Here is a 15,950-nt window from a genome sequence, read left to right as displayed (position 1 = left end):
ATTCTGCGTTTGATTAGATAAAGTTAGGTTGAATTAAAGAAACTGACCGCCAGAAACTTCAATTCTTTGAGCGTTCACCCATTTGTTATCTTCAGAGAGCAGTGATGCGATCGCGCCACCAATATCGTCGGGCATACCTACACGACCTAGAGCCGTTTGCGAAGCAATGAAGCTGTTGATTTCTGGATTGTCACGCACTGCACCACCCCCAAAATCTGTTTCGATTGCGGTGAATGCGATCGCATTCACCGCAATCTGTCTTTCACCCAATTCCTTAGCTAGATAGCGGGTTAAAACCTCAATCGCGCCCTTCGCGCTGGCATAAGCGGCATAGCCTGGTAGGGTAGAACGAGCAAGACCAGTTGAAAGATTGATAATCCGTCCGCCATCTTTAATCAAAGGAAGCAGTTTTTGGGTTAAGAAGAAAACGCCCTTCACATGAATGTTCATCATCCGATCGAAGTCTTCCTCAGTTGTTCCGGCAAAAGGTGCATAGATGCCAGTGCCAGCATTATTCACGAGGAAATCAAACTGCTCGGTCTGCCACTTCTCTTGAAGTGCTTGCTTGACTTGTACTACAAACCCATCAAAGGTTTTCGTATTGCCAGTATCTAGTTGTAGAGCAACGGCTTTACCACCCGTTTCGGCGATCGTCGAGACAATGCTGTTTGCTTCTGCCTCGCGGCTGTGGTAGGTGAGGATGACATTTATCTCTTTTTTCGCTAATGTCAAAGCGGTATTTTTGCCCAACCCTCGGCTTGCTCCCGTAACTAATGCGATCTTTGTGTTGCTTGTCATGATTATTTTCCTCATTGTTGAGATTAGCGATTCAATAAATGTGCGCTGAAAACTTCGATTGGTTCAACGATTTAACATTCAATTATTGGTCTTCGCTGACTGCATGGTTTTATAGTAGGCTTAGAAAGCTTTGACCTGAATACACAAACCCGGTAAATGATTGCCTAATCCTCTCAAGTCAGAGAATTTTTCCTATAATTAATACAAAAGCAAAGTTTGAGTGAGAACAGCATGATTCAGACACGGAACCGCGAGAGAGCGATCGCTAACTGTGGAGAATTAGCGGCATTAATCGATCGACACACATCTGGTCAAAGAAACGGTGTTTACTCAACGGCGTTTGACTCCTTAGAATTCATGCGACAGACCGAGCCTGCTACCGCCATACCTGGAATTAGCGAACCACTGCTGACAATCGTAGTTCAGGGCAAAAAAGAAGTGCTGCTGAACGAAGAAACCCATCAGTATGGTATCGCTCAGTATCTGGTTTTGTCGGTGGATTTGCCAGTGAGGGGATGTGTGGTAGAAGCGACCCCCGAGCGACCATTTTTAGGCTTTAAGCTGAATTTAAACCCCGTTCAACTTTGTGAGATTATTGCTCAAATAAAACTAGACATCGGCAAGAAAGAATCAGTTAGAGGCTTGTTTGTCAGCAATGCAGACTTCTCCTTAATTGATTGTGCTACTAGACTTATAAAGCTGTTAGATACACCGCAGGATATTTCGTTTCTTGCACCGATGATTGTCCGCGAAATCTATTATCGGCTGCTCGTCGGCGAACAAGGCGAAGCGGTACGTCAGATTGCCACTGCGGGTAGTAGTATGCAGCGCATTGCTGAAGTAATTAAACGACTCAAAGCAGATTTTACCAAGCCTCTGCGAATTGAGGAGCTAGCTGAACAAGCAAATATATCTGCTTCATCCTTCCACCGCCACTTCAAGGCAGTGACTTCGATGAGTCCGTTGCAATATCAAAAACAATTGAAACTCTTGAGTGCGCGTCAGATGATGCTTATTGAAGATATCGATGCAACCCAGGCTGCTTATCAGGTAGGGTATGAGAGCGCTTCGCAGTTCAGCCGTGAATATGCTCGGATGTTTGGCGCACCACCCATTAGGGATATTGAGCGGCTGAGAGTGGCTTAAATATAACTACAGATGCAGCATTGGTGTTAGTTCTCATACCAATTTAATGTGAAGCTGCATAGAATAGAGCTTCCCGGATAAAGTGTCGGTGGGACGATAATATTGCCGCGACTGGAACCATAACATTGCCGCTTTAAGGGCTGTAATACTTATTCTTCCGTTCGAGCGTTCGTATTCTTTTTTGATGCATTGGAACCATAATTTTGCCGAAAATCAAAATTCTCACCATAAGCTTGCCAAAAAAAGGTAATCTTAAGATTTGATTTTTAGGTGAGTGTAGGATTGTCAAATACTTATATCAAAAGGGTTTCAGTTTTAGGGGATTTCAATCCTACATTTTTAGTCCGGGTGCGTTATCAACCCTTTTATCGTCAAATGTATAGTCGGCAAGGATTAGAGACATTAGAAGGATAACCCTCTTTTGTCACTTTCAGAAAACAATAATCGAAGCAACATTCTGAAACTTTTATTTTGATAATATTCGTTCAGATGAACGATTTCAGGCATTGATCAAGTCTTGATGCAAGTGCTGACGTAAATTTCTACATGGGGTAGATATAGCCTAAATACCGTTGGCGAAATATTACTTAACAAAAAACGGCAGATTTACCGTGTTTTCAACGCCAGAATTGGGATTCTGGCAAGGTAACAGCCAGTAGGAGAGCTAACAATTCTCAAGGTATAGCTGTTTCGGGTGGAGAAGTCAAAGCAGTTCATGAGGGTGAAAGTTCCGTCGCGCCTGTCACCAACGCTGAGAAATGGTCACATGAGGCGATTGTTGCAAGGGCAAATGCGCGACCTGTAAGAAGGGAAAAACTGAATCGAGCGGTGAATTCGGGGGAGAATCCGGGGTTTGACTTTTTGCTCTCGTGCTGGAGTGACGATCCGGCGAAAGCAGATTGTAATCAAGAAGTTGCTGGGGAAGTTTCCGCAATGGGGGGTTGCGATCGTGGATGATGTGTTGGTGGATTGGGAAAGGTAAAAATCACACTGTCTCAGAATAGCGTGTAGCTAAAGCGATTGCTGCTTGACGGTTGTACATCAAGATTCCTTTGCATTGATACTGCCAAGCGACCAATTATTTTCTGAAAATGGAGACGCATAATCTGCGACTCGCTCCCATCCCCACTTATAAGCAGTATCAACTAGAATTTCTTTACCATTTCGGAACTTGATAAATTCCTGCCCGTGGTCATAAAATATGTCTGAAACCAGTTGATTACGCTCGTCGTAACCCCACTTATCCACTGCTGCCCTCCACCAGCGTTTTCCGGGGGAAAGCAACTGTTCAAGTTCTAAATACTCCGGCTTCCAGTACTTGGTGCGCCATTGATTTGCGAGTGCGTCGATTAGTATTGCAGTCGGGTAGATCGGCTTCAGGTTTTCTTCGAGCCAGAGTATATAAACAATTGCGCTCCTGAAAGCATCTTCTAAACCATAGCTTGATGCTTCTAGAGTGTCTTGGAGTTGCTCGTCATTAAAATTTACGCCAAGCGTTTGCAGACCTGGAGCGTACAAATCAAATAATTCTTGTTCTACTGAATCGGCAGACCAGAACCACATAAGAAAAAGAAAACTCCTGCTGGGTGGCTAAATAAAATTTAGCATTTAGCGTGGGAAGTGTTGATGTGGGGACAAGTAGCGATGTCACGACGAGCTACGCCCACGCAAAACTTTGTCCACCTGAATTTGAGTACATCGCTAACGCTTGTGGATGACTACACAAGACTTTTACATTCTTTTTCGGAGATGTTTATGGTAAAGGTTATGCAGGAAATCAATAAACTGGAAGAAATTAGACACTGTTAACTACATACTTCTTTACATTTTTGACAAAAAATATTGCATAGAAATTCTGCTTGCTCTAACAACGGTAGGATGATTAAATCCTACGACCGAATAATTTGCTACTATGTCGATAAAAACCCAGAGCCGAAAGGCATTGTATTTAAATTTTTCCTTAATCCTATGTCTCAAATAACATCATCCCTTAACCACCACCAAACTCCTTTGAGGGTTAACCATCTCCAATGTCTGAATCTATCTTGGTTAGGGTTTTCTGAGGAATTTACCCAGGTGATGGGGAACTGTGACTGGGGAATAGAACCGGAAGTGTTTATTACCAAAGCCCATTGGTTAGTCCATAAACAGATGACGGTAGAAGTCTTGAGGGCGATCGAGGAATTTTGTTTCGCTCCCAACGCCCCTAGTGCCTTACTCTTCAAAAATCTACCTGTGGACAACTTGTTACCCCTAACCCCAAAAACCTCAGGGGTGAGTGCAGCTAAATGTCCCATCAGTGAAGGGCTAATACTAGGCATTGGTAGATGTTTTGGACAGCCTTTTACCTATCCCTATCTTAAGGAGAGAGGCGGATTAATCCAGGATTTGGTTCCTATGGAAGCAGAAAAAAACTTGGCTTCAACGGGGGGTAGCTTAGTAGAACTAAAAATGCATCGGGACTTCCCCTTCCACCCAGAAGCAACGTCCCCAGACTTGTTATTTTTACTCTGTTTACGGGGCGATTCTACCCAAAAAGCTTACACTATGCTATGTGATGCACGAACTCTGTGTAATGCGTTAGAACCTGAGGATGTTGAGTTACTGCGCCTTCACCCTATTGAATGGCGATTTCCCAACCCCGACCAATTTTTCCAAAAACCAGCCATTACCGGTACAAGAGAAAATCCTTGTGTGAATCTGACTGATGAAAATGTTGCCCCAGGATCTACTATAGGTAGTCCTATAGAAGAGGTACAATCGGCTTATGAAAGATTGCGTGAGAAAGCAGCAGAGTTAGCGACTGGAGTTTTTCTCTCCTATGGAGATTTACTTATTATTAGTAATAAGCGCACTGTACACGCCAGGACATCATTTACGCCTCGATTCGATGGTAGCGATCGCTGGCTTAAGAAGATTTTTATCTCTTTCAACCTTTGGAATAATGGTAATTGTCAGTGGCCAAGCCGTGAAATGCCTTTAGGTTAAGATCCAATTAGCTACCCGATTTTTGAATAATGATTGCCGAGCTAAAACACCTAAAAGAAAGTTTTTAATGGTTGCTAAAAAATCTGTCTGAAAAAGTAAAGCTCAATGTTTTCCTTGCATTGGGTTTTCTGTCCTAAAATGTAACGAAATATTTCCCCAACAGCATCCCACGGTAGGCGATCGCCCCAGACATATCTCACATTTCCTCTCTACGAGACGCTCAACGCGAAAGCTTGAAGAAGAGATCGCCCAAAAATTAAAATTCATTGATGATGTCCTCACTAGCATCGTACTGGCGTAATACACTCAAAGTAAGAAGTCGGATAGTTGATCGTGGAATTATCAACACTACTTGGACAACCAGCAAGTATTCTCGGTTTGGCAGGGCAATCGATAGATGCTGCAACTGTTTTGTTGGCATTTGAGGCAGGAATCAATTACTTTTTCTTTTACAATTTAGAATCTGAAAACTTTTTGAGTGGCTTAAAATCTCTGTTGCTAACAAAGCGTGAGCAAGTCTTGGTGGCAACGGGGAGTGAAAACCGAGATATGCAATCTTTACGCAATTACTTGGACTCTGTGCGCCATTGTTTAAATGTCGAAATGGTAGATGTATTTTTTATTGAATATGTCTCCCCTGCTGATGACATAACCCAGGTTCAGGTGTTGCTTGATGAACTTCGGTCGTGGAAGAACTCTGGAGTTGTCCGCTATGTGGGAGTTACGACACACAACCGAGCCATAGCTTTAGAAATGATAGAGCGTCATCAGTGTGATGTGTTGATGCACCGTTACAATATGGCACATCGCAAGGCTGAAGAAGATGTTTTACCTGGCGCTCAAAAAGCTGGTATTCCCGTGGTGGCATTCACTTGCACGCGCTGGGGAACGTTACTCAAAGGTGATCACAACTGGCACGGAAAGTTACCTACCGCAGCAGACTGTTATCGCTATGCGCTAAATCATCCAGGGGTGCGTCTGGCGCTCACCGCCCCCAAAACTAGGCAGCAATTAGAAGAAAATCTTGCTGTTCTACACGCGCCCCAAATTGAAGCCCAAAAAATAGCTAAATGGCACTCATACGGGAACTTAATTTATGGAACTGGGCAAGATGCGTTTGATACTCAATGGGTTTGAGAGGTGGAATGGTTGAGGGGAGCGATCGCATAACACGAAACCACATTGGGATTTGACTGGGATGCAGACCTTTTTCAAGCGTTCGCGCAGAGCGCATCTCGTAGAGAGGAAATTTGGCTCAGTAGCTGTTGCTCAGTCCGTCGCACTTTGACATGATCCATCTGTGAGATAGCTACGTAATAGATGCTTGAATATAGAAATCAAACAAAAAACCAATTATACCTATGTCGAAGATTGAAAACTTAGGAGTAAGTGTAGAGGAATATTTGGATGGATTGGCAGCAGGCAGTGACGTTCTGGAGTTGAAGGGTTAGAAGCAAGGGGAATTCCTACGAACCTGGCTTTGGAAGTGATGGTGATTATACCAAAGGTAATTGATGGCACGACTACTCCGTCGATAAGTTGTCCGAGGGCTAATGATTATAAGCCAGTCTTGTCCTTAACTATTACGCCGTAAGTCTCCCACTGAATTTGGTACTCCAAATTCAGTGGCGAGATATAAGGTGGTTGATGAGGATTGCATCTAATATTAATTTTTTGCACAGCAAAAACAAATATTTAGATGTATGACGAATCAACAATTATTGTCTTTTAAACACTTACCACAAATTATATATCATGCTAAAATAAATATATTCAGGAGGTAATGTTGAGTGTTACACAAGGTTTTACAAGTCCGTTTATATCCGTCGCAAGAACAGCAAATACAATTGGCTCAAGCTTTTGGTTGCGCGTTTACCTTGTACCAAAACTTGCTCAACATGAGAGCTTAACATTAATTTCCCGCCATGTTTTTCTAGTCCTTGCACCAGTGCATTGACTAAAGCACCACTACCACCAACAGGGTAATCTAACGCTACTCCTGGTTTGTACCACTCCGCAAACATAAATGCGACTTCCGCGGCGTTAGTTTCTGATGCTGGTAGTCCAGAGAGGAGAAAACACAACAAGTTCAACCAGTTAATAATAAAGGGGTCATGGACAACACCATTCATGATCCGGTCAAAAGACCCCGTTAACTTAAGAATATTAGCAGTATGTTTAGCTAACGATGGAGCAAATTTACTGATAGTTAAAGCTGCACCTATATCTAAACGTAATGCAGATGCAGGCAGAGCGAGAGCAGCTGCGGCTAGTGGTGTCATCACCGCTTGCAAGCGTCGCCATTGGGACACTGCATCTTCACCTCGCAGCCTTGCCAGCACTTCACAAAACTGTTCTGCACCCACAGATGTATCAAAATCACCTTCTGGTAGCCGACAACCCCAAGTATCATAAGTCACACATGGCAAATCCACACCAATTACATCTAGCACTTGTCGTAAAGGGTTAACGGAAGGAGTGTAAGACAACCCAGAGTAAAGAGAAGGGCCACTATCAAACTTAAATCCTTGACGTTCAAAACTGTGCGCCGCTCCACCAGCAATTGTATGACTCTCACAAACAGTCACATCAAAGCCATATCGCGCCAAAACAGCAGCACAACTCAACCCCCCGATACCACTACCAATTACAACTACATCTTTTTGGTTCATAGTCATTAGTTATTAGTGCGTAGTCTATAGTTATTGTGCCAAGTTTTTCACTCTCAATAACTGAGGAGAAAGCAGATTCTCTAATATTTGGGTTTGCTGTGTCATTTTTCACTTGCGGGAATTTTGTTAGTGGGACTTAGACAAAAAGTAGCCAGGAAAAAGCCTCAAATTTATATACAGAGAGACTTTGACATCGTTTTGTCTAGTCTCTTGATATATCTGGGTTTTAGAGGTTGTTTGAAAAGGGTCGGCTTGAGCCTCAAGTGCGACTCAGGGGTGCGATCTCAAATCCCAAAACTCCGATTCTCTCGTAGCAGTTTCTCGGTAGCTAGGGTAGTGAAACACACGCTGGAGGACTTTTCAAACATCCTCTTAAGCATTTTTGAGCATTTAGTGTATTTTTCTTGCCCTGTATGGGTTTGAGGATTGTTTGTGCCTCAAAAATGTTAAAGTCCCGTTGAAGAAGGCAGTTCTTGCTGGAGGCAGAGGGCAGAAGGTTTCGTTCAAATGGGGATTCAAACCCACTGCTGTTCGAGAGCCACCAAAGAAAGGTGTTCTTGTCTTAAACCCTTGCTCCCAAAGCGTCGCGCAGACGGTTCGAGCTTTTCCGTAAAGGGATAAATCCATAAAAGCCTTCTGCCCTCTGCCTTTCTTGATAAATGCGTAGCTTGTCGCCTTCGGCATCGCTCAAAATTATTGCTACTGACGATCGCTCTTTGGGGGTGCGATCGCTTTTCCACGCTAGAATTTAATTTACCAGCCTCCCAACCACTGGGCTACTTTTGGTAATTGAGTTTGCCCCATATCTTGCCCAAGCTCAAAAAGGTATTTTCCTCACTCTTCAGAACTCCCGTTACATTCCAACGAGTTTTTACAGCCTCAATTTGCTCATTGGGGAGATCCAACAAATAAAATGCCCAGCCGTCGCTTTCGCCCTCAAGGCGAAAGCGCCTAGATATCTTGGTTGTGCCAAAAATATTATTGATACGGCGCTTGCATTTTATTTTCTGGGGTAGAACTGGCGAAGCTGTCATGAAGTGCAAACTAAACCGTTTAGTTTAAAAACTGTCGGTGGAAGGATAAGATTGCCATTAAAACGTGTTTATCGATTACATGAAATACAGTCAGGCGATCGCCGGAGTAAAAAGGTAATAGTTATGGGGAGCAATGCGATTTTGTTAGATCGGACTTTAATTCTCAATTAAAGAGCTAAATTCTCAATAAAAACAGTTATTTGGCTGCGATCGCAGCCCTAAATAGGTGATTTCGTACCTGAATTTTAAGTACCTCACAAAATCGCATTGCTCCCATAGTTATGCTTAATAAAGAAGATATAACTCCAGTTGCATGTTTATGCAGCAGTCTCAATAGGCAAACGTTCGTTCATATCCAAGTTGAAAGTACCGTAAGGATTGATATGCAGCCAAATCAAAGGTGAAAGCGCCCGCAAGTCAAGTTTAGTCATTAACTTCATCCATTGCGGTTGTGACAATACCTGCTGAATCATCAATGTATTAATATACACCAATGAAATTTGCAGCAGATGTAAGGATAAAATAGCCAACTCCTGATCTTCTAAGCGATTAGTGGCTAGTTCTCCACCCTTGCCATAAAAAATAAAACTGTTAGCACTATTCCAATTTTCAACTACATTTAGCCCCTCATTAATTTCTCGACGCAGTTCGGCTGAATGCAGATATTGACATAGAAAGATGGTCTTGACTGCTTTCCCTAATTCACATAGGGCTTGATAAGTAGGGTGCAACAAATTTCCCCTAGTAAAACGCTTTAAAATAGCATCTGTTTCTGCTATTCCTAAGCGAAGTGCAGTAGCATACTTAATCATTTGGTCATATTGCTGACGAATTAAATCCCAGTTGATTGTCCGAGTTAGAACAGGTTGTAGATTGGGATAATCACTGCCACTTCCATTGATTGGTAAATATAATTTTTGAACATTAATGCGTTTAATACGTGGCATCAGTTGAAAACCTAACAAATGGCAGAAAGCAAAAGCTACCTCACTTTGTCCATGACTATCCACAAAATTCTTCTCAACCTTCATCTCAGTACAATGGCGTAGTAAACCTTCAATCATGGCTGCCACTTCACTACTTGAACAGGTTTTTAACTGCGAGTAGATGCAGACAGAATTTTTTTCAACGTGCCAGTAAATCATCACACCGCGACCACCATAACGAATGTGCCATTCAGTCATCAGATTCTGATCCCAAGCGCCAAACTTTTTAGAATCGGAAGCACAAGCAGATGTACCTTCTCCCCAAATATGCTTCAATCTGGCTTGAAAAATAGCATTTGCGACATTGGTAATAGCGTTGCGTAATTGTTGTTTTTGGATATAACAACGTTTGACGTATAATAATTCCTGATAATTATTGCCCCCGATATCATCACTTAAACGCTTCAGTCCTGTATTTGTCCCCAAACCATATAAGCATAGTAACAAACGCTTTTGTAATAGTTCAGATTCTAACACTTCTCTAGTTAAGACTGATTGAAAATGTTCAGTAAAATTGACACGCAAATCTGTTTCTTTCAGGACATCCAAGAGACTAGTCCTCGCCCATCGGCGATTAATTTCAGTCTTTAAGCGCCCTAAATTTATTGGCTCACTTTGAGGCGGTATAGGTGATACACAAATCCGAGATTTGACTTGATTTTTAATTAAGACATACTTGTTTTTAGATAATCCTGATTCTAATTGTATCAGCGCTGACTGCATTTGCTGCTGTAAATCAGCAATGAATTCTTCAACATCAGATGGTTGTTGTAGAGCTTGAAAATATGCGACTCGTTGGGCTTCAAAGTCTGTTGGTAAATCTGATTCTGGGTTGCGGTAACGATAGGCTCCAACTACCCAAATTTCTTTACATCTGAGTTTGTCTCTTAATGCTTGAAGCACACTTAGTTCATAATTGATGCGATTTACCTTGAGATCACCATCACTACTTTTTTCCAAGATTAATTCTTGCCAGCCATTACGCAGCACTCCCTCAATAGGAATATTTTCTGTTATATCATAGTATCGCTGACTACTGTGAGCATATTTTTTGAGTAATAAGAGTGCTTGAATTACTGGACGATGAACATCATTATTTGAGCGAAATTCAAGCTGCTCTAAAATTAATGGTAAAATTCTTCGGTAATGTCTGCCATAAGAAGAGCGCATGACAGTATAAACTCGTTCGCGGTAAACATTACCTGTTGATTTGTATTCTTTAACTAAATTTTTGAGAGTTGTTTCACCAACAATCGGGAAAATAACTTCTCTAATAACTCCATCAGGCTGTTGCAAAGAAGCCTCTGCCATTTGAAATAGTAAATTAGTCTTACCATTCACCTTTTTAAAATCTTGCAGCAATTCTTGGTCTACACGTTTTTCGGCTTTAGCTCCTATACGATGTACAATTTGAATAATTAACTCTACTAAGTTATCTATTATTTCTTGGCTTCTTACAAGAGCGAAAATAGCAACTAATGTATACCGAATTGGTTCTGGATGACGGCGTAAGTCTTTCGGATATTCAACAACTACACGTTGTTTATATTTTTGTAAAATTTTTGTTGGTATGGTGGTGAATAAATCAGGAGGTAAATCTAATTGACGCAAAATTGATAATTTTTCAATTGATTTTTGAAAACTTTCTACACCAATCCTTCCGGGGTCTAATTTTAATTCATTCCAGATCGATAACTCTGAGGAGTCAACATCTAACTGAGTTACTTCTTCATCAGATTGATTTTCAAGGGGATGAGGTTTGAATAAATTATCTATCTGTTCTTTAGTTCGGCTAGACAACTGTGCAACAGTTTTTTGAAAAAAGTTCTCCTCAAAACTATGAAGAGCAGAGCGAGTAATACGTTCTAAGCGATTGAGCGTTGGCGGCTCAATTTTTAATTCTCGTAAACGATCAAAAGCTGCACTTTCAAGTTGTTCAAATTTTAATTCATAAATCAACGCTTGTTCTGTTAACCAATTAACTAATTCTTCAGCATCATTGATAGTAGCTTCTCGAAATCCAAAAAGTTCTCTAATTTTCTTGCGGTAATATTTTACTGACCGTCCTTGCCAATTACAGTCTTGGTAAACACTAGGAGTAATACTGAGTTGTTGTGTCACGTAGTTAACAACTACAGCCGGAATTTCATGGTCTGATTCGGGAAATTTTGCTTCCATCTGGAAAAACTTGAGTAATAAAGCAAAAATCAAACGATTTTGAGGATTTTTGTGCGCTAATAGCTCTAATTCCTTTGGTAACAGCGTCCAGTACTCTAGTAGTTCTTCTGGTTGCCAGTTTCGTTTCATCATCCCTCACTTTCTTAGTACAGAGTAGAGTATCTACTCTGTACTGCAACAATTAACTCTAGTCAATATATGTATTGGTAAATTTATTACTCAGAAATATTCCTTAATTTTTATATACTTTTTGTAAATTCTCTAAAGCAGACTTTGCTACTATTTCTGCTCTCGCACTAGTTACTTTTTGGTAGCGGAGAGTTGTTTGAATGTTTTCATGTCCCATCAGCGCCCGTAATTCTTCAATTCCCATCAATCCCACCCGCTCAGTGGCAAAGGTATGGCGGATATCATGCAGCCTAATCCCTTTTAATTTCTGGCTTTGGTCAATTATTTCTCGCCAGTCTGCCGTTACTGCCTCATAACTTACTGGTGTTACAACTTTAGTCGTTGGATGTTGAGCGGTGAATAATGCTGTTGAATCTGAATGACGATAATATTTTATATAGTTTTTTAAAGCAATTTCTGCATCTTCACTATAAAAGCACCAGCGTTTTTTGTTGCCTTTACCCACTACCTGAAATTTACGCTGTTCCTGAAAAATTTGTGCCAGTTCCAGTCCAAGTAATTCTCCAATTCTAGCTCCACTTCGATGCAGCAAGCGGACTATCGTCTCAAGTCTGGCATTAGATTTTTTTAACAAATCATACAAAATATCTAATTCTTGAGACGTGAGGTAGCGTATTATCTCGTCTGTATTGTGTTCTCCCCGTTCTCGATTTGGTTTCCTCAGACTCAGACGGCTAACTGGATTTGATTGAATATAGCCAGATTCAACAGCAAAATTCAATAGAGCGCTGATTATTGCTTGGTGACGATTATGAGTCGTGTATTTTAGTTCATCTAACCGAGCTAAGTAGTCTTTCAGCAGTTGACGGTCTACTAACTCTATAGGTAAGGAGCCATGCTCTTTCAGCAAAGATAGTAGTGTTAGCTCGTAAGATTTAAGTGTACTAGCAGCTAATCCTTGTCGAGAAAGGAAAGCTGTAGCAACTTGTGCTAATGTAGTTGTCACGTTTCACCTCTTTATCTAATTAAAAGTACTGCTATTCATTTTAAATACGCACTTATATAAAATAATTGATTATATACTTTACTGCATATTAAAAGCATGGACAATACCCCCCAACCCCAAGAAACGCTGTCCCAGTACGTTAAACCCGGATTTCTCACGAATAGTGGGGGAGGTGTGGGGAGTGGGGGGAGTGTGGGGAGTGTGGGGAGTAAGACTTCTTCCCACACCTCCCACACCTCCCACACCTCCCACACTCCTTGGATTTCTCACTTGTGAGAAATCCAGGTAAAAGAATACGCACAAGCCTTTCACTAAGTCAAAATGATTTGGCAACTAAGGCAGGCATTCATCTTCAAAGTTTAGGTAAGATTGAACGAGGCATGACTACCAAGCTCAATAGTAAAAGCCAGCGTGGATTAGCTCGCGCATTGCAGGTTCCATCTGAGTACCTTGATGCAGTCATCCGGGGTGTACCCATGTCTGCAACTGATGTCCTCAAATTTTGCCCCGACTGCTGGACTCCCGGAACAACTCTTGAAGAAATCTGGTTATTACCGCGATCGCAGTTTTGTTTCTTGTGCGGTACGGCATTACGTAATAATTGTGCTAAATGTAACGAACCTATTACGTCATTGAAGTTTCGGTTTTGTCCTTACTGTGGCTTTCCATATAAAGCTTCTATTAGTTCTGAATCTCAAGTCCAGCCCCTTTAATATTAGTATTATTTACTACTTGTATCTTTCATTGTTCAAACTAAACTTTACCGCTTTACTAAACTAAACTGTTTAGTTTGCACTTGGTGACAGCTTCGCCAGCTCTACGCCTACACCTCGCACAAGTACAAAAACCCAAAACCCCTACATCTACAATTTACAAGCAACTGACCCAGATAACGACCCCCTTACCTTCAGCTTAGTAAATGCACCTGTGGGTATGACCTTAAATCAAGGAGTTATTGTTTGGCAACCAACTGCTAGTCAATTTGGTAACAATTCAGTTAGCGTGCAAGTCAGTGATGGACAAGGTGGTACTACTACCCAAAACTGGACAATTCAAGTCAGCAATCAACTCTCAAACTTACCTCCCACAATTACTTCTACACCAAGTACAGTTACCTCACTTGGTCGAACCTACACTTACAAGCCTACAGCAATTGACCCAGATGGCGATCGCTTAACATGGAGTCTCCTTTCTGACTCTGTGCAAGGTATGGTGATTGACTCACAAACTGGGACAATTGTTTGGCAACCAACGGCTAATCAAATCGGCGATACCACAGTTAGCGTTCAAGCAACAGATATCTACGGTGCTTACAGTGTCCAAGAATTTACAATCCATGTTAACGGGCTTAATAGTCCGCCGAAATTTGTCTCTACACCGATTACCATTGCTGGGGTCGGACAGGGTTACAGTTATCAAGCTTTGGCAACTGACCCAGAAAATGATGCCCTAATATTCACTTTGGGTAGTAAACCATCAGGGATGACTATTAGCAAAGATGGTTTAATTCAATGGACACCCACCGCAAATCAAGTTGGAAAATACGATATCCAAGTTATTGCTACTGATGACTTTGGTGCTAGCACTAATCAAACCTACACTTTAATTGCTGGTACTACTCCTGTTAATCATCCTCCGGTGATTAGTTCCACTCCGGTATTCTTGGCTGCTGTTGGTCATGCGTATAATTACCAAGTTGCTGCCACTGACGCGGACAATAATCCGATTACTTATCAGCTGCTTTCGGCTCCAGATGGCATGACTATTGATGCCAATACGGGTTTATTAACTTGGACAACTCCGGTGGTTGGCAGTTATCAAGTGGTTGTTGGTGCGAATGATGGTATAGATGGTGCAGCTCAAGGTTTTACTCTGATTGCCAAAACCATTACTCCACCGATTATTCAATCTACTACTCCACCAACTACTGCAATTCCTAATACTTTATATCGCTACGATCTTATTGCATTTGACCCCCAGGGCGATCGCCTGACTTACTCAATAAATGCCGCTTCTCAAAATTTAGGGATGATTCTTGATAGTCAGGGACGTTTAAGTTGGACACCAACTTCTGCCCAAGTTGGCGACCATGCTATCACTCTCACTGTTTCTGACTCGGCTGGTTTTAATACTCAACAAACTTTTAACTTAAATGTCACTCCTGATATTATTGCACCCAAGGTGAAACTGATTGCTAGTTATGACCAGATTAACCTTGGAGAATCGATAACTTTTCAGGCTAGGGCTACGGATAATACAAAGGTGGCTGGGCTGCAATTGTTGATTAATGGTACTTCTGTGGTGCTGGATAGCAATGGAATGGCAAGGTTTACGCCTACTGAAGCCGGAACGATTACCGCAAAAGCGATCGCTACTGATTCGGCTGGTAATATTGGGCAAGCGACATTCGACGTGGCAGTAATCGATACCAGTGATGTCAGCGCTCCCGATGTTAGCCTTGATTTGGGTGCGATCGCTGGTGGTACAGTTACAGGGGCAGTTGATATTAAAGGAACGGTCAGCGATGACAACCTGGATTACTACCGCCTTTTAGTTGCGCCCATTGGCAGTAGCGATTTCAAGGAAATTTTCCGAGGCACAAACACTGTTAATGATGGTGTGCTGGGCAAGTTTGACCCGTCTTTACTGGAAAATGATTCGTACACTTTGCGCCTGGAAGCTCATGATAAGGGCGGAAATGTCAGCTTTGTAGAAGACACGGTTAATGTTTCTGGCGAATTGAAGCTCGGTAATTTTAGGTTAAGTTTTACTGACTTGACTGTGCCTGTAACGGGCATTCCCATCACTCTCACTCGTACTTATGACAGCCTCAATTCGGGTAGCACTGACGACTTTGGGTACGGTTGGCGGATGGAATTCCGCGACACAGATTTGCGGACTTCTGTTGGCAAACCCAGTGGAGAAGTTGCAGAATTAGGGGGTCAGAATCCGTTTAAACTGGAGTTTAGACTAAAGGCGAGCGATCGGAAAATAACACCTAGAGAATTGTGAG

At 41.9% G+C, this 15,950-nt stretch carries 15 protein-coding genes and 2 pseudogenes; 9 read left to right on the top strand and 8 right to left on the bottom strand.

Going from position 1 to position 15,950, the window contains the following annotated elements:
• Positions 1-33: 33 nt before the first annotated feature.
• Entirely contained in the window at positions 34-798 is a 765-nt protein-coding gene (locus HWQ23_RS07555; protein WP_292825830.1) for an SDR family oxidoreductase, read from the bottom strand.
• 231 nt (positions 799-1,029) lie between these two features.
• On the opposite strand from HWQ23_RS07555, the gene HWQ23_RS07550 reads away from it, so the two are divergent.
• The gene (locus HWQ23_RS07550; RefSeq protein ID WP_292825827.1) at positions 1,030-1,944 is read left to right on the top strand and encodes an AraC family transcriptional regulator; all 915 of its coding nucleotides are present in this window, start codon (positions 1,030-1,032) and stop codon (positions 1,942-1,944) included.
• Between the two features lie 853 nt (positions 1,945-2,797).
• Positions 2,798-2,926 (top strand): hypothetical protein, encoded by a 129-nt coding sequence (locus tag HWQ23_RS07545; RefSeq protein WP_292825824.1) that lies wholly within the window; start codon positions 2,798-2,800, stop codon positions 2,924-2,926.
• 59 nt (positions 2,927-2,985) lie between these two features.
• Here HWQ23_RS07545 and HWQ23_RS07540 read toward each other — a convergent pair whose 3' ends face one another.
• Complete coding sequence (locus HWQ23_RS07540) at positions 2,986-3,507, bottom strand: hypothetical protein (protein WP_292825821.1); 522 nt, start codon at positions 3,505-3,507, stop codon at positions 2,986-2,988.
• Between the two features lie 405 nt (positions 3,508-3,912).
• On the opposite strand from HWQ23_RS07540, the gene HWQ23_RS07535 reads away from it, so the two are divergent.
• The gene (locus HWQ23_RS07535) at positions 3,913-4,932 is read left to right on the top strand and encodes a TauD/TfdA family dioxygenase (protein WP_292825818.1); all 1,020 of its coding nucleotides are present in this window, start codon (positions 3,913-3,915) and stop codon (positions 4,930-4,932) included.
• A gap of 74 nt (positions 4,933-5,006) precedes the next feature.
• Here HWQ23_RS07535 and HWQ23_RS07530 read toward each other — a convergent pair whose 3' ends face one another.
• A complete protein-coding gene (locus tag HWQ23_RS07530; RefSeq protein WP_292825787.1) occupies positions 5,007-5,132 on the bottom strand; it encodes a hypothetical protein in 126 nt (41 codons plus the stop codon).
• Positions 5,133-5,265: 133 nt separating this feature from the next.
• On the opposite strand from HWQ23_RS07530, the gene HWQ23_RS07525 reads away from it, so the two are divergent.
• Positions 5,266-6,069, top strand: a complete 804-nt coding sequence (locus HWQ23_RS07525; protein ID WP_292825786.1) for an aldo/keto reductase — start codon at positions 5,266-5,268, stop codon at positions 6,067-6,069.
• 653 nt (positions 6,070-6,722) lie between these two features.
• Positions 6,723-6,842: a helix-turn-helix domain-containing protein gene (locus tag HWQ23_RS33395; RefSeq protein WP_375466683.1), complete on the top strand. Its 120-nt coding sequence runs from the start codon at positions 6,723-6,725 to the stop codon at positions 6,840-6,842.
• Here the strand turns inward: HWQ23_RS33395 and HWQ23_RS07520 are convergent.
• Both HWQ23_RS07520 and HWQ23_RS07515 read right to left on the bottom strand, forming a co-directional pair.
• Positions 6,798-7,604, bottom strand: a pseudogene (locus tag HWQ23_RS07520) (phytoene desaturase family protein); the annotation flags it as partial. The gene HWQ23_RS33395 and the pseudogene HWQ23_RS07520 overlap by 45 nt on opposite strands.
• A 776-nt stretch (positions 7,605-8,380) precedes the next feature.
• Positions 8,381-8,638, bottom strand: a complete 258-nt coding sequence (locus HWQ23_RS07515; RefSeq protein WP_292825785.1) for a hypothetical protein — start codon at positions 8,636-8,638, stop codon at positions 8,381-8,383.
• Positions 8,639-8,641: 3 nt separating this feature from the next.
• On the opposite strand from HWQ23_RS07515, the gene HWQ23_RS07510 reads away from it, so the two are divergent.
• Positions 8,642-8,809: a hypothetical protein gene (locus tag HWQ23_RS07510; protein WP_292825784.1), complete on the top strand. Its 168-nt coding sequence runs from the start codon at positions 8,642-8,644 to the stop codon at positions 8,807-8,809.
• A gap of 146 nt (positions 8,810-8,955) precedes the next feature.
• Here HWQ23_RS07510 and HWQ23_RS07505 read toward each other — a convergent pair whose 3' ends face one another.
• From HWQ23_RS07505 to HWQ23_RS07495, 3 genes are all read right to left on the bottom strand, one after another.
• On the bottom strand, positions 8,956-11,931 hold the full coding sequence (locus HWQ23_RS07505; RefSeq protein ID WP_292825907.1) for a Tn3 family transposase: 2,976 nt from the start codon (positions 11,929-11,931) through the stop codon (positions 8,956-8,958).
• Between the two features lie 103 nt (positions 11,932-12,034).
• The gene (locus tag HWQ23_RS07500) at positions 12,035-12,937 is read right to left on the bottom strand and encodes a tyrosine-type recombinase/integrase (RefSeq protein ID WP_292825782.1); all 903 of its coding nucleotides are present in this window, start codon (positions 12,935-12,937) and stop codon (positions 12,035-12,037) included.
• A gap of 78 nt (positions 12,938-13,015) precedes the next feature.
• Positions 13,016-13,207 (bottom strand): hypothetical protein, encoded by a 192-nt coding sequence (locus tag HWQ23_RS07495; protein WP_292825780.1) that lies wholly within the window; start codon positions 13,205-13,207, stop codon positions 13,016-13,018.
• Between the two features lie 2 nt (positions 13,208-13,209).
• Between HWQ23_RS07495 and HWQ23_RS07490 the strand changes: the two genes are divergently transcribed.
• The 3 genes and pseudogenes from HWQ23_RS07490 to HWQ23_RS07480 all read left to right on the top strand — a co-directional run bounded on the left by HWQ23_RS07490 (position 13,210) and on the right by HWQ23_RS07480 (position 15,949).
• Positions 13,210-13,650 carry a double zinc ribbon domain-containing protein gene (locus tag HWQ23_RS07490; protein ID WP_365740724.1) on the top strand — a complete coding sequence of 147 codons (441 nt, stop codon included), beginning with the start codon at positions 13,210-13,212 and terminating at the stop codon, positions 13,648-13,650.
• Positions 13,651-13,771: 121 nt separating this feature from the next.
• Positions 13,772-15,085: pseudogene (locus tag HWQ23_RS07485) on the top strand (Ig-like domain-containing protein); the annotation flags it as partial.
• Positions 15,086-15,256: 171 nt separating this feature from the next.
• A complete protein-coding gene (locus tag HWQ23_RS07480) occupies positions 15,257-15,949 on the top strand; it encodes a DUF6531 domain-containing protein (protein WP_292825904.1) in 693 nt (230 codons plus the stop codon).
• Position 15,950 lies beyond the last annotated feature (1 nt).

It is taken from the genome of Nostoc sp. JL33, from assembly GCF_017114985.1.
Lineage (GTDB): Bacteria > Cyanobacteriota > Cyanobacteriia > Cyanobacteriales > Nostocaceae > Nostoc.
This window is presented reverse-complemented; position numbering and strand designations above follow the sequence as displayed.

Coding starts and splice junctions, on each gene's coding strand:
- HWQ23_RS07555 (WP_292825830.1), bottom strand. CDS start 798: ATGACAAGCAACACAAAGATCGCATTAGTTACGGGAGCAAGCCGAGGG.
- HWQ23_RS07550 (WP_292825827.1), top strand. CDS start 1,030: ATGATTCAGACACGGAACCGCGAGAGAGCGATCGCTAACTGTGGAGAA.
- HWQ23_RS07540 (WP_292825821.1), bottom strand. CDS start 3,507: ATGTGGTTCTGGTCTGCCGATTCAGTAGAACAAGAATTATTTGATTTG.
- HWQ23_RS07535 (WP_292825818.1), top strand. CDS start 3,913: ATGTCTCAAATAACATCATCCCTTAACCACCACCAAACTCCTTTGAGG.
- HWQ23_RS07515 (WP_292825785.1), bottom strand. CDS start 8,638: ATGACAGCTTCGCCAGTTCTACCCCAGAAAATAAAATGCAAGCGCCGT.
- HWQ23_RS07505 (WP_292825907.1), bottom strand. CDS start 11,931: ATGAAACGAAACTGGCAACCAGAAGAACTACTAGAGTACTGGACGCTG.
- HWQ23_RS07480 (WP_292825904.1), top strand. CDS start 15,257: ATGGCAAGGTTTACGCCTACTGAAGCCGGAACGATTACCGCAAAAGCG.